Origin of the sequence: Methylotenera versatilis 301, from assembly GCF_000093025.1 — a bacterium.
Lineage (GTDB): Bacteria > Pseudomonadota > Gammaproteobacteria > Burkholderiales > Methylophilaceae > Methylotenera > Methylotenera versatilis.
The window spans coordinates 2,810,816-2,832,496 of sequence record NC_014207.1; the positions used below are offsets into that span (position 1 = coordinate 2,810,816).

The following is a 21,681-nucleotide window of genomic DNA, read 5'->3' on the forward strand; positions in this document are numbered from 1 at the left end:
TTATTTTCCACCTTTAACTGACTTTTCATCAGTTTCGACTTTAGGAACCTTAATATTTACATTCAGTGCAAAGGCATTCTGCTTAAGCGTATTGACCACCACAGACTTTATTTCAACTAAGCTTGGAGACTCCATCCAATTTGAAGTGGAGAGATTTCTTACCAAAGTGGCAACACGCGCATTAGTGTCCGCAACACCTTCTACTGAAATTATATTACCCTGCTGCTTAATACTCTTAAGGTACATACCTTCTGGCAGTTGCCGACTAAGCTCATCAAGCACAACTACAGCTTGACTGCGGTTTGTTTGCAGATTTTCTACTACTTGCTTACGTTCTAGCATAGTGCTGATTTGATCTTTCAGATCTTTAATATCAGCAATCTCTTTATCTAGTTTCACGATAGCAGCATCTAAGCGCGCATTGCGCTCCGCCTGCGCATCGATTTTTGCTGTGATATAGGTGTAGCCCAAAAAGATAACCACTGCGGCAGCAATCGCTGAAAACAATGCCATCAATCCAAACTCACGCTGACGTGCTTCACGTCTAATTTGGCGATGTGGTAACAGATTTACGCGTATCATACCGTTACCCCCCTCATCGCAAGACCGCATGCGATAAGAAGCGCAGGTGCATCAGTAGCTGCCTGCTGTTGCTTAAGCCTAGTGTTAATCGTCATACTGTGGAATGGATTGGCAACAAGTGTATGGACTTGTGTTCGATCTTGCACTACAACATCAATCGTCGGAATTGCTGCACATCCACCTGCCAGCACAATATGATCGATGCGGTTATATTGCGTTGAACTTGTGAAAAACTGTAACGCTCTAGCGACTTCCATTGCGAGCGTCTGCATAAATGGCTGCAACACTTCACTATCATAACTTTCTGGCAAACCACCTTTGCGCTTAGCGATTTCGGCTTCTTCTAATGACAAACCAAAACGACGCTGAATTTCTTGCGTCAACTGACCACCACCAAAACTTTGCTCCCTAGTGTAGACAGACTTATTATCATGCAGCACATTAATATGCATCATCGATGCACCTATATCGATAATGATCACGGTTTGCTCGCGACCTGCATTAGGAAGCTGACTCGATACTAAAGAATAAGCAGCCTCTGTTGCATAGTTTTCAACATCCATTACCGTAACTTTAAGCCCAGCGCCCTCGGCAGCGGCAACACGGTCTTCAATTTTTTCTTTACGTGACGCAGCAATCAATACTTCTACTTCATCAGGATTATTCGGTGCAGCACCAAGAACCTGAAAATCAATATTCACTTCATCTAAAGAGAATGGAATGTACTGATTGGCTTCCGCCTCTACTTGCGCCTCCATATCTTCCTCACGAAGGTCTGCAGCCATTAACACTTTTTTACTAATTACTGAGGAAGCTGGTAAGGCCAACGCAACGCGCTTTTCTCGAGAACCCAAAAGCTTCCATGCTTGCTTAATGGCATCCGCTACTTTTTCAAGGTCGCCAACATTCCCATCGACCATAGCATCTTTCGCCAGAGGTGCACTAGAATATCCCTCAAGTTTATAGCCGCCACGACCATCATCGGATAGTTCCACCATCTTAATAGAAGTCGAACTGATGTCGATTCCAATCAGCGGAGGGGTCTTTTCTTTAAAAAAGTTGAATTTCAAACTGAAATTCCCTTTCTGGGTTCGTTAGTTACGTTCATTTCTAATAATTTACATTAAATCCTATCAACAACTTTAAGCCCTGTAAAGCAATTTTTTTATTGGTCAAATTTATTGTGGATTTAAATAACCCTTTTTAACGCTTTATTTTTATTGTTTATTAGCATGGTGCATCATAGCAATTTATAATAGTATCGATTCTAACCATTGAAATCGTAAACTTCATGACTCCTACAAAATGGTGGCACTACGTTTTACTCGCTATATTCGTTGGCGGCTTATCTGTTATAGCACTTGTCGCTATTGCTGCCGCAATTATTTACCCATCTCTCCCTTCGCTTGATGCACTCACCAATTACCAACCCAAACTTCCTTTACGCGTTTACTCTGAAGATGGCTATTTAATTGGCGAGTTTGGTGAAGAACGCCGCGCCTTTATTAATATCGACCAAGTTCCGCAAAACCTTAAAGACGCCGTATTAGCCATTGAAGATCGCCGCTTTTATCAGCACAATGGCATTGATACTACTGGGATATTAAGGGCGATCAAAAACAATGTATCAGGCAGATCCCACGAAGGTGCCAGCACCATCACGATGCAAGTGGCCAAAAACTTTTTTACGGTTCCCAACGGGAAACGTACAATGATTACCAAAATCAATGAAGCGCTATTAGCGATTAAAATTGAACATAGCCTGAGTAAAGATAAGATACTCGAGCTTTATATCAACCAGATATATTTAGGTCAGCGTGCTTATGGTTTTGCTGCTGCCTCGCAAGTATATTATGGAAAAACTCTTGATAAACTGAATCTTGCAGAAACTGCTCTACTTGCTGGATTACCTAAAGCGCCGTCGAACTACAATCCATTTACCAATCCAAAACGCTCAATGGGTCGCCAACAAGAGGTTTTACACGATATGTTTCGCTTTGGATTTTTGAAAGAGAATGATTACCAAGCTGCACTTAAGCAACCTTTACGCTTCAAAGTAACAAAACAATCTCGTGACTTATCCGCTGACTATGTCGCAGAGAGCGTAAGAGACGCGCTATATGCTCAATACCAAGAAGAAATTTACAGCAGCGGTTTGAATGTTTACACCACCATTCTCAAAGCAAACCAAGAGGCGGCTAACGCTGCAGTGCGTGAAGGCGTTTTAGATTACGACCTACGTCACGGCTATCGCGGCCCAGAAAAAATATTAGATATTGCATCATTACCAATACCTGAATACTCAGCTAAAAATAAAAAGAATGCGCTTGATATCGCTTTAGATGACTTTGAAGTATTTAACGGCTTTATTCCAGCAATCATTACCAGCGTTTCACCTAAATCCATTCAAGCACATACCAAAAGTGGCGAAGATATTGTCGTTACCGACAAAGGTCTAGCCTTTGTGGACAAAATGCTTCATGACAAAGATCCGGCTAAACGCTTGCTGAAGGAAGGCGCTGTCATTCGCGTCATTAAAAACGAAGACGCTTGGCGTATCGTGCAGCTTCCGCAAGTCGAATCTGCATTAATCGCGCTTGATCCAGAAAATGGTGCGATACGAGCACTTGTTGGCGGTTTTGATTTTAATCAGAGTAAGTTTAATCATGTCACTCAGGCATGGCGCCAACCAGGCTCAAGCTTCAAGCCCTTTATTTACTCTGCTGCTTTAGAGAAAGGCTACACCCCAGCAACTATTGTAGAAGATGCGCCTTTAAATTTTTCAGCTGCTGAAACAGGCAATAAAGATTGGTCACCTCAAAACTATGAGAATTCATTTGAGGGCCCAATCAGTTTAAGAAAGGCATTAGCACACTCAGTCAACACAGTCGCTATTCGTGTACTACAAAATATTGGCCCTGAATATGCGCAAAGCTACATCACACGTTTTGGTTTTGAAGCCAAAAAACATCCAGCCTATCTCACCATGGCGCTGGGTGCAGGTTCGGCAACTCCATGGCAAATGGCGAGCGCGTATGCAGTGTTTGCAAATGGCGGCTACCGCGTTAAACCAAATTTGATTTCTAAAATTGTAGATCAACATGGCAAGGTGATTTCTAGAACAGTTTTTGACCATGCAAGCAATGGTGCGCCACGTGTAATAGATAGTCGCAACGCCTTTATCATGAACTCTATGATGCAAAGCGTTATACGCAATGGCACAGCTGCCAAAGCGCTCAAGCTTGGCCGTAGCGATATTGCTGGTAAAACGGGTACGACCAATGACCATATAGACGCTTGGTTTGCAGGCTACAGCCCCAAACAAGTCGCTATCGCATGGGTAGGGTTTGACACACCAAAACCACTAGGTAGAGGTGAAACTGGAGCTGTTGCTGCTTTACCAATTTGGATTAAATATATGGCAACCGCATTAAAAGGGTCACCTGAAATGGCAATGCGTATGCCTGATGGAGTGGTTGCTATGAATATAGACCCGACCACCGGCACACGAGATGATAGTGGCGTAACTGAGTATTTTTATCATGAGAACCCTCCGCCATTAGTTGAAGCTGATTTACCACCGTTATTAGATGGGAGCCAAAATCCTGATGAGCTTGGAGGGAACTCACCACTCACGAATCAGCCGCAGCAAGTATTACAACCTGATATAGCATTGCCTGCTAGACCAGTTCCAACAAGCCCCAGCCCCCCGCCTTCAAGTGGACATTCTGATGCCCAAAGTAATGCCGCAAGGTTATTAAATACACACTGATCAATTAAATTAATAGTTAGTCTAACTTCTATGACCAAAGAAAACCTTCAGCAATTACGACAGCTTATTGCACAATCAGCAGCCAGAATGATGGCGGAAGATGGTATTTCTGACTACGCCTATGCAAAGAAAAAGGCAGGTAGGCAGGCTGGTGCGTTAGATGGCGACGTATTGCCTTCGAATGCAGAAATTGAAGAAGAGTTAAAACTCTACAATGCACTTTTTTTAAGTGATGAACAGCCAGAAAACTTACGTGAATTGCGTAAAAATGCGCTGTTTACTATGAAGCTTTTAGAGAAATTCAACCCATATTTAACGGGTTCAGTTTTGGATGGCACGGCTGGATTAGGCTCGGAAACGCATATTCATTTGTTTGCAGATAGCTTAAAAGAAGTAGAAATGTTTCTACTTAACCAAGACATTCCGTTCGAAACCAATGAAAAAACTTACCGCGTGATGAACGATGGAAAGCGCGATAAAAAAGGTGAGCACCGCAAAAAAGTACCTGTTTTCTCACTTGAGATGTCAACAGGCGTCATTAAATTAAGCGTATTTGAAGTGGATGAAATAAGAATAGCAACCAAGCGTGCCGCCGATGGAAGCAATGCAGAGCGTGCTAACATTCAAGATGTTAAAGCATTATTAGCTTAATTCCAATATGACGATTCATTCGTCAGAGTTTTTTATTTAGCCAACCCACTCCCAAATTCTGATTCATCGCAATGCTATTTATTTTCATGCTTAGCATGCCAATTCCGCATTGTTTGGTTATAAGCTTCCACCTCATTTAACAATGACGTAGAAACATTGCACACACGGAGTGTTTCAATGTTATATCCAGTAGTAATATCTATCACAACAGGATGCTGACTTGGCGGTGGGCAAGCGCCATTAGCTTGAACGCTTTGCTCATCTAATGTCAGTAGTCGCAGCCTCAATGCCTGAATATCTTTATTTGCAGTTACAACACCACCTTCGGAGTTGATTTCCACCAACAAATCAGCGACACCCTCTTTTGATGGGGTGAACTTAGATATCCTTGCATCAAGTTTTGTTGAAGAAGTCACGCTCTTGTCTAATGCTACTTTTGGCAAAGGCTGTGCAGTTTCAGGCAAACTAATCATTCCTGCAGGCGCGCTTTGTGCCACAGCATTATCTTGCAAACCTGGCGTTGAAGCTTCTGCAGGCGTCGCTGCTACTGGTGCTTGGGATTCTTTTAAGATTGGTGCAGGCGCCTGTGTAACCACAGACAATGAGGATTTTTCTTTACGAGGCGCGGTAACTTGAGTTGATTTCTTTTGTAAGATTTTTTCAGCATTAGCCTCTGTTACAACACGTTTATCTACAGAGCTAGTCACGCCATCTACCGCACTTATCTCCGCGCTTTCACTTACTTTCGTTTTGTCACCTGATGCAGCCACTTTCCGCATCGAATCATCTGGCAGCTCATGCCAAAATATCACCACGACCAACACCGTAGCCACAGCACTTCCAATGCCAGTGATATGCCAGCTTGCACCAAACCATTCACGCCAAATGTTAAAAAGTCGAGTAAGCCAGGTTTCACGGGTTTGCTTTAAAGCGTTGTCGGCATAAGCCAATACTGCCTTTCGCGTAGCATTACTTGGCGTTAGCTCGCGATCTGGCGCATGTTTAATTGCTTGCTGTAAATGTTGATCTTGCAAACTCATGAAGTCGCATCCGCTTCCAAAATAGGCTGCAAATGTGCGCCCATACATAAACGCAGCTTAGACAAAGCATAACGTAAACGACTTTTTACCGTTTCGAATTCAGCATTCAGCACCTGCGACATTTCGTCTAAACTCAAGCCATCATCATGATGCAACAAAAATGCTGCGCGCTGCATCGCAGGCAAACCCTCTAAGCAATGCAAGAGCTGCTGTCCTGCTTTGCGCCAAAATGCCTTCTGCTCAGGCTGCTCAGGCTGCTCAGCGCTGGATGCTGGCCATAACTGCCAAGCTGTTTCGCTATCATCATCCAGCCAACCTTCATCCGCTGACACTTCACGCCCGCTTTTACGCAAAATATCCACCGCACGATGATGCGCCAAGGTATAAAGCCAAGTCTTAAACGCCACACCATCACGCTGTTGCCAACTATCACGCGCATCCACCAATCGCATCCAGGTATCCTGAAATACCTCATCCACCTGCGCCACCAAAGCAACGCCCAACACTCGCCGCAAATACCGATAAAGCGGCTTCTCATGCCGCGCATACAAAGCTTGAAAAGCCTTGCCATCGCCCGCGCAAAATTGACGCATCAAAACATCATCGGAAACTGAAATATCACCCATGTGATAAGTGTGTCATTAGGGAGTTAAACGGTCAATGCATCGATATGGGGTTAAAACAAGTTTATATTTAGCGCATAGAATTTTAAGGTTTGAGCAACTCTAGCTTAATTGTCAAATCTTCCCAGTTAGGATTTGCAGATTCGATTAAAGTAATTTTTTTGGCTCGAGTAATACCTTTTAACGTTTTTTCTCTGGCAATTGCAGTTTGCATATCTTCAAACATTTCGAAATATACCAATATTTTAATGCCATAATTTTTACTAAACCCGTCAATTAAGCCTTCACGATGTTGATACATTCGCTGCGGCAAATTACTGGTAACGCCAATGTATAAAGTACCATTGTATTTACTGGCAATAATATATAAGGCAGGTTGTTTAATCATGCGTTTAGAATCTAAAATTAATAACTCACAATATTAACCCGACTACACTTCCGTCATTAACCAAAACACCGTCATTCTGAGTGAAGCGAAGAATCCAGCAGTTTGAATGTTGCCAAGAGCTGGATTCTTCGCTTCACTCAGAATGACGGGAATTGAGTGGTTATTGCAGTAAACAACCACCCATGAAATTTCAAAGCTTTTGACCTACAATACCCTTTCTACCGCGCCTGCGCTGCTCAGTTTCATGGGAGATTTCGACAAGCGACTGTTTGAGCCAAGTGACTTAATTGGCGAGGTTCCGATTGCCGCCCATGAAGCTGAGCAGCGCAGGGAACAAGCGGGAGGGGGTAGCTTTTTCTTTGGTTATTTTCTTTTGGCTTAGCAAAAGAAAATAACTCGTCAGCCGCGCGAAAGAGACCTCTTACAATCGGCACAATGCCTTTCGGTTATTGTGAAATACTCTAAAAAAATTTATCTCGGTGAGAGATTTAGTTTGGAGATGCAATATATACATGTGATTTACCGTCACCTGGAGCCGTAAGCTCGCCAATCCATATCTGCGGCATACCAGACAACCGGAAAAGGTGAAATGAGAGTAGCTTCTCAATTCTTGCCACCCATTCAACTACAGTGATACGAAAGTTCACAGCTACGGCACCAGCAAAAGGATTTTGAGTGTGAATTACTTTACTGCATAGGTCGTATAGCTCAATAAACTCGTCACGTGTTAAGAAGCCAGCACTCTGGAAGTCAAAATGCAAATGTCTAGGGTTACCTTCACGAACGGCTGGATGAAGTAGCGGTTTTGGATAGAAGTCAGAATGAATTTTCTCGAGCTCATCAAGGAGTGCTTTTGCTCTCCATTTTTTCTCAATCCCAACATATGCGACAGAGTAAGCCGATTTATTTGCAGTAAGTGAGCCGAACGCGATAAGTTCGAGAACTTTTCTAAGATTAACTGAGGCTAGTTCATAGTCAAATAACTCTGAACCTACGGAGAGTGTCCCATTACATATATTCCGAACGAGCTCGAGTCGTACGCGAATCTCATTTAAGAATCCACAATATTGACTAGCTAGCTTTTCATCAGAGTTCAAACTAAAATTCCCATAGTCGCATAACGCTAAATGACATCAAGAAATTTTCAGCCTTTCAACCACCGCGCCGCATCCATCGCAAAATAAGTCAAAATCCCATCCGCCCCAGCCCGTTTAAACGCCAACAAACTCTCCATCACGCAAGCCTTCTCATCCAGCCAGCCGTTTTGCGCTGCTGCTTTCAACATCGCATATTCACCACTCACCTGATACGCAAACGTAGGCACGCCAAACTCATCTTTCACGCGGCGCACAATATCCAAATACGGCATACCTGGTTTCACCATCACCATATCTGCACCCTCTGAAATATCCAGCGCGACTTCTTGCATCGCCTCGTCGCTATTGGCAGGATCCATTTGATAAGTATATTTATTGCCTGAACCTAAATTGCCAGCCGAACCCACTGCATCGCGGAATGGACCATAGAATGCTGAAGCGTATTTAGCTGAATAAGCCAAAATCTTGGTGTGAATATTACGTGTACTTTCTAACGCCTCACGAATTTGACCAATACGACCATCCATCATGTCACTAGGCGCAACAATATCAGCACCTGCATTGGCGTGAGAGATAGCTTGTTTAACCAATACTTCTATGGTTTCATCATTCATCACGTAGCCCGTATCATCAATCAAGCCATCTTGACCGTGGGTGGTGAATGGGTCTAATGCTACATCAGTCATCACACCGAGTTGTGGAAAGGCTGCTTTTAATGCCATCACAGCGCGTTGCGCTAAACCTTCTGGATTATAGGCTTCAGCGGCATCTAGGCTTTTAAATTTGCTATCGACCACCGGGAACAATGCAATAAGAGGAATACCAAGCGCTACGCATTCAGCGGCTGTTTTTAGCAGCACATCAATGCTTTGACGCTTTACACCCGGCATAGAAGCTACTTCTTCTGTACGATTTTCACCATCTAATACGAATACTGGGTAGATTAAATCATCGGTTGTCAGTACGTTTTCGCGCATCATGCGGCGTGAAAATTCGTCTTTACGCATACGGCGTGGGCGGGCGTAGGGATAGCTCATTTTTGTTACCTCAGTTCTATAATTTAACTCACACTATTCACATCAATCTTCGTCATACCGACGAAAGTCGGTATCCAGCGTCTTTGAAATACATAAGCAAAAAGCCACTGAATTCCGTGTCAAGCACGGAATGACAGAGTTTTGTTTATATACAAAAAATTAAAGATTAAAAACCCTAGCCAACTCCACACCAGGGTCTGGCTGACGCATAAATGCCTCACCTACCAAGAACGCATGCACATCGTTGTCACGCATTAACTTCACATCTTCTGGTGTGAAAATACCTGATTCAGTGACCACAAAACGGTCCTCAGGTAGTACTTTCAATAAATCTAAAGTGGTTTGCAATGTCACATCAAAAGTGCGTAGATTGCGATTATTGATGCCAATTAATGGTGTGTCTAATTGCAAGGCAAGTTCTAGTTCATCTGCATCATGCACTTCTACCAACACCGCCATGCCTAAGTCATGTGCGAGTTGTTCTAAAGCGCGCATTTGTTTAACTTCCAGCGCAGCCACAATCAGCAAAATACAGTCAGCGCCCATCGCACGTGCTTCAAACACTTGGTATGGGTCTATCATAAAATCTTTACGCAGCACGGGCAGTTTGCAAGCTTTACGCGCCTGTTTTAAATATTCCGCACTACCTTGAAAATACTCAACGTCAGTAAGTACTGACAAACACGCGGCGCCACCTTTTTCATAACTCTTGGCGATTTCTGCTGGGTTGAAATCTTCACGAATAATGCCTTTAGAAGGACTGGCTTTTTTGATTTCTGCAATTACCGCAGGTTTGTTAGCACTCACTTTTTTAAAGATGCTACCTACGAAATCACGTGGGTCGCCCTGCGCTTCAGCTTGCTTTTGTAACTCAGCCAAACTGACGAGGCCTTTGCTGGCTTCAACCTCTTCACGTTTAGTGGCTAAAATTTTATTTAAGATGTCTGACATTATTTAATTTACCTGATGATATTTCATTCGTAGTTAGAAAATTGAATTTCTAATTGTAAGTGGTGCCCTTGTGTTTAATCCAACCACCCTCTATTTTCCCTTGTGGGTCGCGATGCGTCCAATGCACAATTCCACCTTTGGGGTTATAAACATATTCGCCCCTAAATTGAATGGTATCGCCAACAGCCAGCGGTATAGCTGGCGTTAAGTCGATATTATGTGCAAACAACAATGTTTGTTCATCGGAAATCTTCACTAAAAATTTTTGATGGCGTAAGCCGTTGTCATCTTCAGGCAACAGCTTTTTCACAACGCCACTACCTTCGACAAAAATGTTGCTCTTTTTATCGCGATAAGCTTGTACAACCGCATCATTACTAAGCTGAACCTGCGTGGAAATTTGCGACTCGGCAACTAATGAAACAGCAGGCTCATGCTGCCTACACGCGGCTAAAACACTTAATAATAAAATTAAATATAAGGTTTTTTTCATGCAACAGATTCGTGTTTGAGTGCTTGCAGTTTTGCCATGGCCGCACCATTGTCAATCACCTGCGCGGCAAGGTTAATACCACTTTGAAGGCTACCTGCAACACCAGATACATAAATTGCCGCGCCAGCATTGAGTAAAACAATGTCGCGTGCTGCGCCCTGCATACCACCTAGCACATTTAAAATCATCGCTTTTGATTCTTCAGCGTTTTGCACTTGTATGGTTTTTAAATCATGTATTTGCATACCAAACTGGCTTGGGTTGAGCGTATACTCAGTGACTACGCCATCTTTTAACTCAGCAACATAAGTATCACCAGTAAACGAAATCTCATCCATGCCATCAGCGCCATGCACAACCATGACGTGCGTACTACCTAAACGCTGCAACACTTGTGCTAACAAAATCGTTAAGTCTTTATGAAACACCCCCATCACTTGCCGTTTAGCACCTGCAGGATTGGTCATTGGGCCAAGTAGATTGAACAGGGTGCGTATGCCCATCTCACGACGTACAGGCGCAGCATGCTTCATAGCGCTATGGTGATTTGGTGCAAACATGAAGCCAATGCCGATGCTATCAACGCATTTCGCGACTTGTTCAGGCGATAAATTAACGTTAACGCCTAAAGCTTCCAATACGTCAGCACTACCGCAGGTAGATGACACCGAGCGGCCTCCATGCTTGGCAACTTTTGCACCCGCTGCTGATGCAACGAAAGCGCACACGGTAGAGACGTTAAATGTTTGAATACCATCACCACCTGTGCCACAAGTATCAATCAAGTGGCTTGTGTCGTTAATGGTGACTTTAGTTGAAAGGTCGCGCATAACTTTGGCAGCGGCGGCGATTTCATCGACCGTTTCGCCTTTCATGCGTAAACCCATCAACAAGCTGGAAATTTGCACCGAAGTCAGCTCACCAGACATCATCATGCGCATAATTTCCAACATTTGCGCATGGGTGAAGTTTTCGCGATCCAGGAGTTTCTGCAAGGCCTCTTTGAAGGTGATATCGATTGCTTGTCCTTCAGCCATTATTTTTCCTTCAAGAAGTTATCCAACAACTCGTGACCGTATTCCGTGAGGATAGATTCTGGGTGAAATTGCACGCCTTCTACACGCAAGGTTTTGTGACGCACGCCCATAATCTCGCCATCGTCAGTCCACGCAGTGATTTCTAAGCAATCTGGTATGGTTTCTTTTTCGATGACCAGTGAGTGATAACGCGTTGCCGTGTAAGGGTTAGGCAAGTCTTTAAACACGCCAATATTTTTATGGTGTATCAGAGAAGTTTTACCGTGCATCAAAGTTTTAGCTTTAATGATATGTCCGCCAAAAGCCTGACCAATACTTTGATGGCCTAAGCAAACGCCTAACAATGGAATCTTGCCTGCGAATTCTTTAATGAGCGGTACGCTAATACCTGCCTCATTTGGCGTACATGGGCCAGGTGAAATAACAATATGGTCTGGCTTAAGTGACGCTACCTTTGCCAAGTCGATTTCATCGTTACGATACACCTGAACGTCTTGCCCCAACTCGCCTAAATACTGCACCAAGTTATAAGTGAAAGAATCGTAATTATCTATCATGAGTAACATATTAATTCCCTACTTTCGGTGCCAAATTTGTATTTGAGGTCAGGTCTGGGTTCAAATCTAAGTTCAAGTTCAAATCTAACCCTGCTTGGACTAATTCAGCCGCACGTAAAACGGCTTTGGCTTTGTTCTGTGTTTCTTCCCATTCACTTTGAGGCACTGAGTCGGCGACGATGCCCGCCCCCGCTTGCACATAGAGCATATTGTTTTTAATGACGCCAGTTCTAATCGCAATTGCCACATCCATATCGCCATTGAAGCCCAAGTAGCCCACTGCGCCAGCGTAGATACCGCGTTTGCTTGGTTCTAACTCATCGATGATTTCCATGGCGCGCACTTTTGGCGCGCCGCTTACCGTACCTGCTGGGAAGGTCGCTTTAATCACATCAATCGCGTCCATGCCAGCCTTGAGCTTGCCTTCAACATTGCTGACGATATGCATGACGTGCGAGTAGCGCTCTATCATCATATTGTCGGTGACTTTTACACTACCTGTTTGCGCCACACGACCTACATCATTACGACCTAAATCCATCAGTTGCACGTGTTCTGCACGCTCTTTAGGGTCAGCTAACAACTCGACTGCCAATGCCAGATCCTGCTCACGCGTTTTGCCACGAGGGCGAGTACCTGCAATCGGACGAGCCGTCACAGTGCCATTCTCTAAACGCACTAAAATCTCAGGAGAAGCGCCAACCACATGATGGTCACCCATATCGTAATAGAACATATAAGGCGATGGGTTCAGACTGCGCAAAGCACGATATAAGGACAATGGCGGTGCAGTGAATTTTTGCGACATGCGTTGAGATAAGACAACTTGCATAATGTCGCCGTTTAAAATATATTGCTGTGCTTTTTTAACGGCGGCTTTGAAATTATCCTCACCGAACTCAGAAGTAGCAACTGATGTTTCTGATGGACTGGATTCTGGAATCGTGACGTTTTTACGCAACATTTTGGCTAAATCGTTCAAGCGATTTAGTGCCGTTTCATAAGCATTCGCTTGATCTGTATTGGCATAAACAATGAAATAAAGTTTGCTGCTTAGATTATCAACTACTGCAATCTCTTCAGACACCATCAGCAACACATCAGGCACATTGATTGCATCTGGCTTTTGTACGCCAGCTAAACGCTTTTCAATATAGCGTACGGTTTCATAACCAAAGTAGCCAGCCAAACCGCCAGTAAAGCGCGGTAAGCCTTCATAGGGCGGAGTTTTGTAGCGCGCTTGATAACTTTTCACAAAGTCTAATGGATTGGTATTTTCAACCGTTTCAACCACGACATTATTTTCAAATACTTGTACTTGATTATCATGCGCCACGATGCGCGTTTTGGCTGGCAAGCCGATAATAGAATAGCGACCAAAACGCTCGCCACCTTGCACGGACTCAAGCAGGTATGACAAGGGTTGATTAGCTAATTTCAGATACAGCGACAATGGTGTATCTAAGTCAGCAAAGGTTTCCAGCACTAGCGGGATGCGGTTAAATCCTTTTGCCGCTAAAGCATCGAATTCTGTTTTATTGATTGTGGTAAACATGATGTCAAAATCTTTCTAATAATTTTCTAATATTGGCGGCTTTACACAGCCGTGCTGGCTACATTTCGCCTATTGGTTGCTGGCAAGGTAGGCTCAGCTTCGCCAAGAGCCACGCCAGCTTAGAAAGTCATTATTAAAAGTCATCATATTCACTTATTATTCTGCTCGTAAATTATTAAAGTAAAACTGTAATTAAATCTTGCGAGACCAACTCAGTTAAATCCTCAATCATTGCATCGACCGTAGATTCATCAATCGGCCGTCCCTGATTATAACCGTAAGGCACGGTAACAATAAAACAACCTGCCGCATGCGCCGCGGTAATATCAGTTTCTGAATCACCAACTAACATTGCCTCAAAAGTATGAACGTCTAGCTTGGCACAAATGTGCTGCAACTGTATAGGGTCAGGCTTCTTCTTTGGCAAACTATCACCAGAAACTACCATTTCGAAGAACTCTGCCAAACCGCTTTTTTGCAATAACGGTAAGGTGAATTTTTCAGGTTTATTGGTCACACAAGCCAACTTCAAACCTTTGTCACGCAAAGCTTGTAAGCCCTCTATCACACCATCATACGGCTTACTATCGGTGACATTATTTGCATAATGTGCGAAAAATAACTTCTCCGCTTGCGCAAATAATGCCGCATCAGGTTCATCATTCAACCGACTCACATCCAACTGGCTATTCAAGCAGCGCTTAATAAGCACCGCCGCGCCTTCACCTATATACCTTTCAACCTGCTTTGCGGGCAGCGCTGGCCGATTTAAATCAGCCAGCATTAAGTTGATTGCCGATGCGATTTCTGGCGCACTGTTGATTAGCGTGCCGTCAAGATCCAGCATGACGGCCTTTACTCTAAACATGGCTAATTAACTTAAATGCAAAAAATTCAAACCGCAATGCATCGATATTTGAGTTTTTAAACAGTGGCTAATGCAGCGCGCATTTCGCCAACGACTGTGTTGTAACGATTTTTATCAGCATCGTTACCTTTAGTGAAAATCGCGCTACCCGCCACAAATGTATCCGCACCGGCACGCGCGATTTCAGCGATATTTTGCGCATTCACGCCGCCATCCACTTCTAACCAAATTTGACGACCTGTTTTTTCGTAGTAAGCATCAATTCTAGCGCGCGCTAATTTCAATTTTTCTAGCGTTTCTGGAATGAATTTTTGACCGCCAAAACCAGGGTTCACAGACATCAATAAAATCATATCTACCTTGTCCATCACGTGGTCTAAGTAGCTTAATGAGGTTGCTGGATTAAATACCAAGCCTGATTTACAACCTAAATCGCGCACCATCGCTAGGCTACGGTCAATATGCTCAGACGCTTCTGGGTGGAATGTAATAATGTTCGCGCCAGCTTTTGCAAAATCAGGAATAATGCGATCCACTGGTTTTACCATTAAATGCACGTCAATCAATGCACCTGCATTTTTTGAAATTTCACGAATCGCTTCACAAACTAAAGGTCCGATCGTCAAGTTAGGCACGTAGTGATTGTCCATCACATCAAAATGCACTAAATCTGTACCTGATGTAATCACATCTTCGATTTCTTGGCCTAATTTAGCAAAGTTTGCAGAAAGAATACTAGGGGCAATTCTAAAAGTTTTATCCATGACGAAAATCCAAAAGTCCAAAAAATTAAGTAATAAGTCGTTATTTTAACGCGATTTTACACTTTTTGGATATCAGCCTTGCTTAACATAAGCCAATACATCAAAATTACGACTATGCAGCTATATGTAATCGGCGTCAACCACACGACCGCACCCGTTCAGATTAGAGAAAATGTCGCTTTTAACAGCGAGCATCTAGGGAGTGCCTTGCGCGAACTCACCTCGCATGACGCGACTGAGGCGGCGATTCTATCCACATGTAACCGCACAGAACTCTATTGCAGCGCAGAGAACTCTGATAAGCCGCTGCAATGGCTATCGCACTATCACAAATTAGATACTAGTAGCATTCAGCCTTATATCTACACTTTACCTAATGATGAAGCGGTAAAGCATGCTTTTAGAGTAGCATCTGGCTTAGACAGCATGGTGTTAGGCGAAGCGCAGATTTTGGGGCAATTCAAGCAGTCGGTCAAAATTGCCCAAGACGCAGGCACGCTGGGCACTTTATTGCACAAGCTATTTCAGCGCACTTTTGAAGTCGCTAAAGAAGTACGCACCAACACAGACATTGGTGCAAATTCGATTTCAATGTCCGCCGCTGCAGTAAAACTGGCTCAACGTATTTTTGGCGACATCAGCCAGCAAAAAGTGTTGTTTATAGGTGCAGGCGAAATGATTGAGCTGTGTGCCGATCATTTTGCAGCGCAAAAACCTAAAAGCATGATGGTAGCCAACCGCACCTTAGAGCGCGGCACCGCTTTAGCAGAAAAGATTTCTTCGCAAGGTATTAAGGCACAAGCCATTCTGCTAAATGACCTGCCAGACCGCTTTGCCGAATTTGATATTGTGATTACAAGTACCGCGAGCCAATTGCCGATTGTAGGCTTGGGCATGGTTGAAAGCGCGATTAAAGCACGCCGTCATCGCCCGATTTTCATGGTGGATTTAGCGGTACCTCGCGACATTGAAGCCGAAGTAGCTCAGCTCGATGATGTATTTTTATATACAGTTGATGACTTAGCACAAGTGGTGACAGATGGCATGGCGAGCCGTCAAGAAGCTGCAGTAGATGCTGAAGTGATCGTAACTGCCCGCGTTGAAAATTTTATGCAGTGGATGAAAAAGCGCGATACTGTGCCCACCATCAAAGCTTTACGAGACCAAGCAGAACTGACTCGTCAGGCAGAGCTAGAAAAAGCCCTTAAGCTCATTCAAAAAGGCGAAAGCGCCGAAAAAGTGTTAGAAGCACTCAGTAACGCGCTCACCAATAAATTTCTGCACGCCCCAAGCCATGCTTTGAATCAAGCGCATGGCGATGAGCATGCCAAGCTGGAAGATGTGATTAAGCAGCTTTACCACATCAAAAGCTAAATCTTAAAATTAAAGTAATTCTCTAAAAGAGTAACCCGTATGAAACCTAGCATGATTAGAAAACTCGCCACTTTGAGCGAGCGTTTAGAAGAAATTAACCGCCTGATGAGTTCTGAGGGTGTGACCAACAATATGGATAACTACCGCAAACTCACGCAAGAGCATGCGGAAATCACGCCTATCGTAGAGCAGTATCATCTATTTGAACAAGCTGAAGCTGACATCAAAGAAGCACAATCCATGTTAAGCGACCCTGACATGAAGGAGTTTGCGCAAGAAGAAATTGAAGCTGGTAAAGAGAAGCTAGAGCAAGTTGAAAAATCCTTGCAAGTACTCCTGTTACCAAAAGACCCTAACGACGATAAAAACCTATTTTTAGAAATTCGCGCAGGCACAGGCGGTGATGAGTCTGGCTTATTCTGTGGCGACCTTTTTAGAATGTATTCAAGGTACGCAGAAAAACAAAAATGGAAAGTCGAAATCATGTCTGCCAACGAAAGTGAAGTTGGCGGCTACAAAGAGATTATCGCTAAAATTGAAGGCTATGGCGCTTATTCAAAACTCAAGTTTGAATCTGGTGGTCACCGCGTGCAGCGTGTGCCAGATACGGAAACACAGGGACGTATTCACACTTCAGCCTGTACGGTAGCTGTTTTGCCAGAAGCAGATGAGGTTAGCGATGTGGTGATTAATCCTGCGGATATCCGCATTGATACTTATCGTGCCAGCGGTGCAGGTGGTCAACACATTAACAAAACCGACTCTGCCGTGCGTATTACCCACGCGCCAACAGGTATTGTGGTGGAGTGCCAAGAAGGTCGCAGCCAGCACGCCAACAAAGCACAAGCCATGGCCGTACTCGCGGCGCGCATTAAAGCCAAGCAAGTCGATGAGCAAAATAGCAAAATCGCCAGTGAGCGTAAAAGCTTGATTGGTTCGGGAGACCGCTCTGAGCGCATCCGCACTTACAACTACCCACAAGGCCGCATCACAGATCACCGTATCAACCTTACACTCTATAAAATTGATGCGATTACCGAAGGCGACATGGATGAATTGATTGGCGCCTTGTCGGCTGAGCATCAGGCTGATTTATTGGCAAGTTTGGGTGAAGATAATTAAACTGATCAACGGTTGAAGTTATTATGAATAAAAGATTAATATCTTTATCTCTAGCGACCTTTATTTTATTAAATAGCGTTACTTGCAAAGCAGCAGATATGTCGGCTGATATAGCTGAACAATTAATTAACGAAGGTATTTTGCTTAGCAAAGAGTACAAAAATCAAGATGCAATTGCACGTTTCGACGAAGTTATTATTGAGCTCAAGTCTTCCTCTGAACCAAATACCCAAGCAGAAGTAGCAAGCGCTTTGGTCAATAAAAGTCTTGTTCTCAATAACATGGGACGACAAAAAGATGCTATTGCCATTGCAGATGACGCCATCAACCACTTTGGCTCTTCAAGTGAACCCGCACTGCAAGAGCATATAGCAAAAGCATATTTCAGCAAGGGTGCGTCGACCTTTATGGAAACGAGCAATTTAGGTCGTCATGCATCAGATAGCGATTATATAAAAATTCTTATACCCGCTATTAACTCTTTTGACATTGTCACTGTCAGATTTGGTGAAAGCAAAATTCCAGCTATTCAAGTCTCTGTTGCAAAGGCGTTAAATTACAAAGGTGCCGCCTTTTCACAGTTGCATAATCCCAAGAAAGCAATAGAAAATTACGACGAAGTTATAAAAAAATTCAGTTTATCTACTGATCCTTTTTTACTAGAACAGCTCGTAACAGCAATGTTGTACAAGGGATTTGCATTTGAAGAGCTAGGCCAAAAGCCGGAAGCCTTAACTTGCATGGATCAAGTAATCAATAAGTTTGACAAATCAACTAACCAAGAAATAAGGCGCCAAGTTCAGACTGCGCACAATTTTAAAGAATACATTACTGAAAATAATTAACCAAGCCCTCTCTAGAAGAGTAAGCAGCGTATGTAAATGATTTTACATTACACGTCTTAAATATAAACCTATCGGGCTAAAGCCCGACCTACAGAGTTTTACCTATACAACATGCCAGCATCGCACTCAATTAAAGCTATTTTGGCTGACGCTTCTGTCCTACTCAGCACAGAAGAAGCTAAGCTAGAAGCACAGCTACTTTTACAGCATGTGTTAAATGTAAACCGAGCATGGTTAATTGCACATGCGAACGATGCCCTGCAGCCCAATATCCACGCGGCGTTTGAGGCGCAGCTAAAACGTCGGTTGGCTGGCGAACCTATGGCTTATATTTTAGGTAACCGTGAGTTTTATGGCTTGGATTTGCTGGTAACGCCTGACACGTTGATTCCGCGACCTGACACTGAAACCCTGGTAGAAGCCGCTTTAGCTAAAATCCCACTAAGCGAAAGCACAAAAAACCTGTCATTCCGACGAAAGTCAGAATCTAGCGGCGTTGAGCAGCATGATTACGAGACACTGGATTCCGACTTTCGTCGGAATGACGATTTGAAAGTTTTAGACCTCGGTACAGGCACAGGTGCGATTGCATTGGCGATTGCAAAAAATCGCCCAAAAGCTAGCATTACTGCGGTTGATGCATCAGATGCTGCTTTAGAAATCGCCAAACAAAATTCTCAGCAGTTAAGTATTATTAATGTCGAATTTACTCTAAGTAATTGGTTTGAGAATCTAAGCAATCAACGGTTTGATGTCATCGTCAGCAATCCACCATATATTGAAGAACATGATGCGCATCTTACGCAAGGCGACTTACGTTTTGAGCCGCTATCCGCGCTGGCTTCTGGTATGGATGGCTTAGACGACATTCGCCAAATTATTGGGGATTGCTTAATCTACTTAAAACCACAAGGCTGGTTGATGCTGGAACATGGTTACAATCAAGCTGAGCAGGTCGCTGATTTAATGGCAGATGCAGGATTAACCAACATTGAAACGATTAAAGATTTAGGTAACAATGATCGCGTAACGATAGGCAAAAATCCGTTGATTGTAAGCACCCATTGGGACTAATCCACTTTATATTTTATAGTTCTATTGTTAACACTTTAGTTTTAAGCTCCATCTAAGCAGAAAGTCTTTATGATTAATCACATTCGCCTCGCTATTCGTAACGATTTAGAAGCGCCTGCCGAAGCGCGCACCTTTGGCTCTGGCTGGATAAGTGGCGTTGCGGCTTTAGTGATTGGCATTGCAGGTTTATTTTTAATGCTTAGCTCGCAATACTCTGCATTGTTCTCCACCAAAGAGCTTGGTGGATTATACAAACTGCCTTATTTAACTTTAATCATACAAATACTTTTGGGCATTGGTTATGCTTTAGCTTGTATCAACATGATGCTAAGACGCAACCGAGTGCTTGGTTTTAGCGCAATTGCTGTGGTATTTCTAGCCACTATTATTGGCGAAATGAGTGCTGGTGCATCCAGCGTAAATCCAAATGCCACGCACTTAGCCTCGCTGGGGTTAGATTGGTTTGTGCTGAATATTTTATTCACAGGTTTACTTTTTGTACCGTTAGAAAAAATGTTCGGGCGCTTGAATCAACCACTATTCAGAACCGAATGGCGTGAAGACTTGTTCTATTTCCTGCTAGGTAGTTTGCTGGTGCAAAGCTTGGCATTTCTTACGCTTGCGCCTTCCATGGCAATCTTGCAGCACACTGGTAACTGGACAGGATTTAGACAGATGATGGCGAATCAGCCGTTATGGTTACAAATCATTGAAATCATGTTTCTAACTGATTTTGTACAATACTGGTTTCACCGTGCTTTCCATCAGATTCCATTTCTGTGGGGCTTTCATGCAGTACATCACTCGGCTAAATATATGGATTGGCTGGCAGGTTCGCGTATGCATATCGTCGAAATTGTTGGTTTGCGTTCTATGACGATTATCCCAATGTATGCGCTGGGTTATGCTGAAAACGCGTTGCATATTTACATTTTTCTAGTGTATCTCAATGCAACATTCATCCACGCCAACGTACGTTTTAATGTGGAGTGGCTCAAGCCATTCATCGTTACGCCGCGCTTTCACCACTGGCATCATGGCATAGAAAAAGAAGCGATCGATGTGAATTTTTCTATTCACTTTCCACTGCTTGATCGATTATTTGGCACTTACTATATGCCACCAAACCAATGGCCTAGCGGCTATGGCGTGGGCGGCCACCCTGTGCCAAACGGATATTGGCAGCAGCTTTGCTATCCGTTTAAACGTAAAGCTTAATACTTAGGGCGTGTTTATTCGCCCTTAATATAAGTTTTTCAGTTGCACATAATTATCGGCAGAGGCCATTAAGCCTGCAATTTCCTCTTGCGTTAACGCGCGGATTTTCTTAGCAGGGCGGCCGACATATAAGTGACCGCTTTCCAGCACTTTGCCTTCTGGCACAAGGCTACCCGCGGCGAGCAGTACGCACTTTTGCACCACAGCTTTGTCCATCACGATACTGCCCATGCCAATCAAGCAGGTATCCTCAATGGTGCAGCCGTGCAAAATCACCGTATGGCCTATCGTGACGTTATCGCCAATAATTAAGGGCGAACCTTGCGGGTCATCGCTAGATTTATGATTCACGTGTAGCATACTTAAATCTTGAATATTGGTGTTTTTGCCTATGCGGATAAAATTCACATCGCCGCGTATCACCGCACTAGGCCACACCGAGCTATTCTCGCCTATGCTCACCTCACCTATGACAGTGGCGGATTCGTGAACGTAAGCACTTCCTGCTATTTGTGGCGTTTTGTTCTGAAATGTTTGAATGTTTTTTAATTGCATCATCACGCCTCTTTTATACAAGCTGGTTTTTTACAAGTGAGTTACCTTCAAGTTAAAATCACACTAACCAGAATTACT

Annotated in this window: 23 protein-coding genes; 8 read left to right on the forward strand and 15 right to left on the reverse strand. The window is 43.6% G+C overall.

Annotated features, from left to right (window positions below):
• Positions 1 to 582 (reverse strand): PilN domain-containing protein, encoded by a 582-nt coding sequence (locus M301_RS12930; RefSeq protein ID WP_013149231.1) that lies wholly within the window; start codon positions 580 to 582, stop codon positions 1 to 3.
• On the reverse strand, positions 579 to 1,652 hold the full coding sequence (locus M301_RS12935; RefSeq protein WP_013149232.1) for a pilus assembly protein PilM: 1,074 nt from the start codon (positions 1,650 to 1,652) through the stop codon (positions 579 to 581). The genes M301_RS12930 and M301_RS12935 overlap by 4 nt, the downstream gene beginning before the upstream one ends.
• 221 nt (positions 1,653 to 1,873) lie before the next feature.
• Between M301_RS12935 and M301_RS12940 the strand changes: the two genes are divergently transcribed.
• Both M301_RS12940 and M301_RS12945 read left to right on the forward strand, forming a co-directional pair.
• Positions 1,874 to 4,354, forward strand: a complete 2,481-nt coding sequence (locus tag M301_RS12940) for a penicillin-binding protein 1A (protein ID WP_013149233.1) — start codon at positions 1,874 to 1,876, stop codon at positions 4,352 to 4,354.
• A 30-nt stretch (positions 4,355 to 4,384) separates the two neighbouring features.
• The gene (locus tag M301_RS12945; protein ID WP_013149234.1) at positions 4,385 to 5,005 is read left to right on the forward strand and encodes a hypothetical protein; all 621 of its coding nucleotides are present in this window, start codon (positions 4,385 to 4,387) and stop codon (positions 5,003 to 5,005) included.
• A 74-nt stretch (positions 5,006 to 5,079) separates the two neighbouring features.
• Here the strand turns inward: M301_RS12945 and M301_RS12950 are convergent, their stop codons facing one another.
• The 3 genes from M301_RS12950 to M301_RS12960 all read right to left on the reverse strand — a co-directional run bounded on the left by M301_RS12950 (position 5,080) and on the right by M301_RS12960 (position 7,056).
• On the reverse strand, positions 5,080 to 6,045 hold the full coding sequence (locus M301_RS12950) for a hypothetical protein (protein WP_013149235.1): 966 nt from the start codon (positions 6,043 to 6,045) through the stop codon (positions 5,080 to 5,082).
• Positions 6,042 to 6,671: a sigma-70 family RNA polymerase sigma factor gene (locus M301_RS12955; protein WP_013149236.1), complete on the reverse strand. Its 630-nt coding sequence runs from the start codon at positions 6,669 to 6,671 to the stop codon at positions 6,042 to 6,044. The genes M301_RS12950 and M301_RS12955 overlap by 4 nt, the downstream gene beginning before the upstream one ends.
• An 82-nt stretch (positions 6,672 to 6,753) precedes the next feature.
• On the reverse strand, positions 6,754 to 7,056 hold the full coding sequence (locus M301_RS12960) for a GIY-YIG nuclease family protein (RefSeq protein ID WP_013149237.1): 303 nt from the start codon (positions 7,054 to 7,056) through the stop codon (positions 6,754 to 6,756).
• 199 nt (positions 7,057 to 7,255) lie between these two features.
• On the opposite strand from M301_RS12960, the gene M301_RS12965 reads away from it, so the two are divergent.
• Positions 7,256 to 7,438 carry a hypothetical protein gene (locus tag M301_RS12965; protein ID WP_041359512.1) on the forward strand — a complete coding sequence of 61 codons (183 nt, stop codon included), beginning with the start codon at positions 7,256 to 7,258 and terminating at the stop codon, positions 7,436 to 7,438.
• Between the two features lie 106 nt (positions 7,439 to 7,544).
• On the opposite strand, the gene M301_RS12970 is transcribed toward M301_RS12965, so the two are convergent.
• From M301_RS12970 to rpe, 9 genes are all read right to left on the reverse strand, one after another.
• Positions 7,545 to 8,153 (reverse strand): hypothetical protein, encoded by a 609-nt coding sequence (locus M301_RS12970; RefSeq protein ID WP_013149238.1) that lies wholly within the window; start codon positions 8,151 to 8,153, stop codon positions 7,545 to 7,547.
• Between the two features lie 47 nt (positions 8,154 to 8,200).
• Entirely contained in the window at positions 8,201 to 9,190 is a 990-nt protein-coding gene (gene hemB, locus M301_RS12975) for a porphobilinogen synthase (RefSeq protein WP_013149239.1), read from the reverse strand.
• 159 nt (positions 9,191 to 9,349) lie between these two features.
• A complete protein-coding gene (gene trpC / locus M301_RS12980) occupies positions 9,350 to 10,141 on the reverse strand; it encodes an indole-3-glycerol phosphate synthase TrpC (protein WP_013149240.1) in 792 nt (263 codons plus the stop codon).
• A gap of 49 nt (positions 10,142 to 10,190) precedes the next feature.
• The gene (locus M301_RS12985; protein ID WP_013149241.1) at positions 10,191 to 10,634 is read right to left on the reverse strand and encodes a DUF3465 domain-containing protein; all 444 of its coding nucleotides are present in this window, start codon (positions 10,632 to 10,634) and stop codon (positions 10,191 to 10,193) included.
• A complete protein-coding gene (trpD, locus tag M301_RS12990) occupies positions 10,631 to 11,671 on the reverse strand; it encodes an anthranilate phosphoribosyltransferase (protein ID WP_013149242.1) in 1,041 nt (346 codons plus the stop codon). Before trpD ends, M301_RS12985 begins: the two co-directional genes overlap by 4 nt.
• Positions 11,671 to 12,237: an aminodeoxychorismate/anthranilate synthase component II gene (locus M301_RS12995; RefSeq protein ID WP_013149243.1), complete on the reverse strand. Its 567-nt coding sequence runs from the start codon at positions 12,235 to 12,237 to the stop codon at positions 11,671 to 11,673. Before M301_RS12995 ends, trpD begins: the two co-directional genes overlap by 1 nt.
• Before the next feature lies 1 nt (position 12,238).
• On the reverse strand, positions 12,239 to 13,783 hold the full coding sequence (trpE, locus tag M301_RS13000) for an anthranilate synthase component I (protein WP_013149244.1): 1,545 nt from the start codon (positions 13,781 to 13,783) through the stop codon (positions 12,239 to 12,241).
• Positions 13,784 to 13,958: 175 nt separating this feature from the next.
• The gene (locus M301_RS13005) at positions 13,959 to 14,651 is read right to left on the reverse strand and encodes a phosphoglycolate phosphatase (RefSeq protein WP_013149245.1); all 693 of its coding nucleotides are present in this window, start codon (positions 14,649 to 14,651) and stop codon (positions 13,959 to 13,961) included.
• Between the two features lie 56 nt (positions 14,652 to 14,707).
• Positions 14,708 to 15,415 carry a ribulose-phosphate 3-epimerase gene (gene rpe, locus M301_RS13010; RefSeq protein ID WP_013149246.1) on the reverse strand — a complete coding sequence of 236 codons (708 nt, stop codon included), beginning with the start codon at positions 15,413 to 15,415 and terminating at the stop codon, positions 14,708 to 14,710.
• A gap of 114 nt (positions 15,416 to 15,529) precedes the next feature.
• On the opposite strand from rpe, the gene hemA reads away from it, so the two are divergent.
• From hemA to M301_RS13035, 5 genes are all read left to right on the forward strand, one after another.
• The gene (hemA, locus tag M301_RS13015; protein WP_013149247.1) at positions 15,530 to 16,789 is read left to right on the forward strand and encodes a glutamyl-tRNA reductase; all 1,260 of its coding nucleotides are present in this window, start codon (positions 15,530 to 15,532) and stop codon (positions 16,787 to 16,789) included.
• 39 nt (positions 16,790 to 16,828) lie between these two features.
• A complete protein-coding gene (prfA, locus tag M301_RS13020) occupies positions 16,829 to 17,911 on the forward strand; it encodes a peptide chain release factor 1 (RefSeq protein ID WP_013149248.1) in 1,083 nt (360 codons plus the stop codon).
• A gap of 23 nt (positions 17,912 to 17,934) precedes the next feature.
• Positions 17,935 to 18,756 (forward strand): tetratricopeptide repeat protein, encoded by an 822-nt coding sequence (locus tag M301_RS13025; RefSeq protein ID WP_013149249.1) that lies wholly within the window; start codon positions 17,935 to 17,937, stop codon positions 18,754 to 18,756.
• Positions 18,757 to 18,867: 111 nt separating this feature from the next.
• Complete coding sequence (gene prmC, locus M301_RS13030) at positions 18,868 to 19,830, forward strand: peptide chain release factor N(5)-glutamine methyltransferase (protein WP_013149250.1); 963 nt, start codon at positions 18,868 to 18,870, stop codon at positions 19,828 to 19,830.
• A gap of 69 nt (positions 19,831 to 19,899) precedes the next feature.
• Positions 19,900 to 21,048, forward strand: a complete 1,149-nt coding sequence (locus M301_RS13035; protein WP_013149251.1) for a sterol desaturase family protein — start codon at positions 19,900 to 19,902, stop codon at positions 21,046 to 21,048.
• A 24-nt stretch (positions 21,049 to 21,072) separates the two neighbouring features.
• On the opposite strand, the gene M301_RS13040 is transcribed toward M301_RS13035, so the two are convergent.
• The gene (locus M301_RS13040) at positions 21,073 to 21,603 is read right to left on the reverse strand and encodes a gamma carbonic anhydrase family protein (RefSeq protein ID WP_013149252.1); all 531 of its coding nucleotides are present in this window, start codon (positions 21,601 to 21,603) and stop codon (positions 21,073 to 21,075) included.
• Between the last annotated feature and the right edge of the window lie 78 nt (positions 21,604 to 21,681).

What these genes read in the sequence shown, in the direction of transcription:
- M301_RS12930 (WP_013149231.1), bottom strand. Translation starts at nt 582, where the DNA reads ATGATACGCGTAAATCTGTTACCACATCGCCAAATTAGACGTGAAGCA.
- M301_RS12940 (WP_013149233.1), top strand. Translation starts at nt 1,874, where the DNA reads ATGACTCCTACAAAATGGTGGCACTACGTTTTACTCGCTATATTCGTT.
- M301_RS12945 (WP_013149234.1), top strand. Translation starts at nt 4,385, where the DNA reads ATGACCAAAGAAAACCTTCAGCAATTACGACAGCTTATTGCACAATCA.
- M301_RS12950 (WP_013149235.1), bottom strand. Translation starts at nt 6,045, where the DNA reads ATGAGTTTGCAAGATCAACATTTACAGCAAGCAATTAAACATGCGCCA.
- M301_RS12955 (WP_013149236.1), bottom strand. Translation starts at nt 6,671, where the DNA reads ATGGGTGATATTTCAGTTTCCGATGATGTTTTGATGCGTCAATTTTGC.
- M301_RS12960 (WP_013149237.1), bottom strand. Translation starts at nt 7,056, where the DNA reads ATGATTAAACAACCTGCCTTATATATTATTGCCAGTAAATACAATGGT.
- hemB (WP_013149239.1), bottom strand. Translation starts at nt 9,190, where the DNA reads ATGAGCTATCCCTACGCCCGCCCACGCCGTATGCGTAAAGACGAATTT.
- trpC (WP_013149240.1), bottom strand. Translation starts at nt 10,141, where the DNA reads ATGTCAGACATCTTAAATAAAATTTTAGCCACTAAACGTGAAGAGGTT.
- M301_RS12985 (WP_013149241.1), bottom strand. Translation starts at nt 10,634, where the DNA reads ATGAAAAAAACCTTATATTTAATTTTATTATTAAGTGTTTTAGCCGCG.
- trpD (WP_013149242.1), bottom strand. Translation starts at nt 11,671, where the DNA reads ATGGCTGAAGGACAAGCAATCGATATCACCTTCAAAGAGGCCTTGCAG.
- M301_RS12995 (WP_013149243.1), bottom strand. Translation starts at nt 12,237, where the DNA reads ATGTTACTCATGATAGATAATTACGATTCTTTCACTTATAACTTGGTG.
- trpE (WP_013149244.1), bottom strand. Translation starts at nt 13,783, where the DNA reads ATGTTTACCACAATCAATAAAACAGAATTCGATGCTTTAGCGGCAAAA.
- M301_RS13005 (WP_013149245.1), bottom strand. Translation starts at nt 14,651, where the DNA reads ATGTTTAGAGTAAAGGCCGTCATGCTGGATCTTGACGGCACGCTAATC.
- rpe (WP_013149246.1), bottom strand. Translation starts at nt 15,415, where the DNA reads ATGGATAAAACTTTTAGAATTGCCCCTAGTATTCTTTCTGCAAACTTT.
- hemA (WP_013149247.1), top strand. Translation starts at nt 15,530, where the DNA reads ATGCAGCTATATGTAATCGGCGTCAACCACACGACCGCACCCGTTCAG.
- prfA (WP_013149248.1), top strand. Translation starts at nt 16,829, where the DNA reads ATGAAACCTAGCATGATTAGAAAACTCGCCACTTTGAGCGAGCGTTTA.
- M301_RS13025 (WP_013149249.1), top strand. Translation starts at nt 17,935, where the DNA reads ATGAATAAAAGATTAATATCTTTATCTCTAGCGACCTTTATTTTATTA.
- prmC (WP_013149250.1), top strand. Translation starts at nt 18,868, where the DNA reads ATGCCAGCATCGCACTCAATTAAAGCTATTTTGGCTGACGCTTCTGTC.
- M301_RS13035 (WP_013149251.1), top strand. Translation starts at nt 19,900, where the DNA reads ATGATTAATCACATTCGCCTCGCTATTCGTAACGATTTAGAAGCGCCT.
- M301_RS13040 (WP_013149252.1), bottom strand. Translation starts at nt 21,603, where the DNA reads ATGCAATTAAAAAACATTCAAACATTTCAGAACAAAACGCCACAAATA.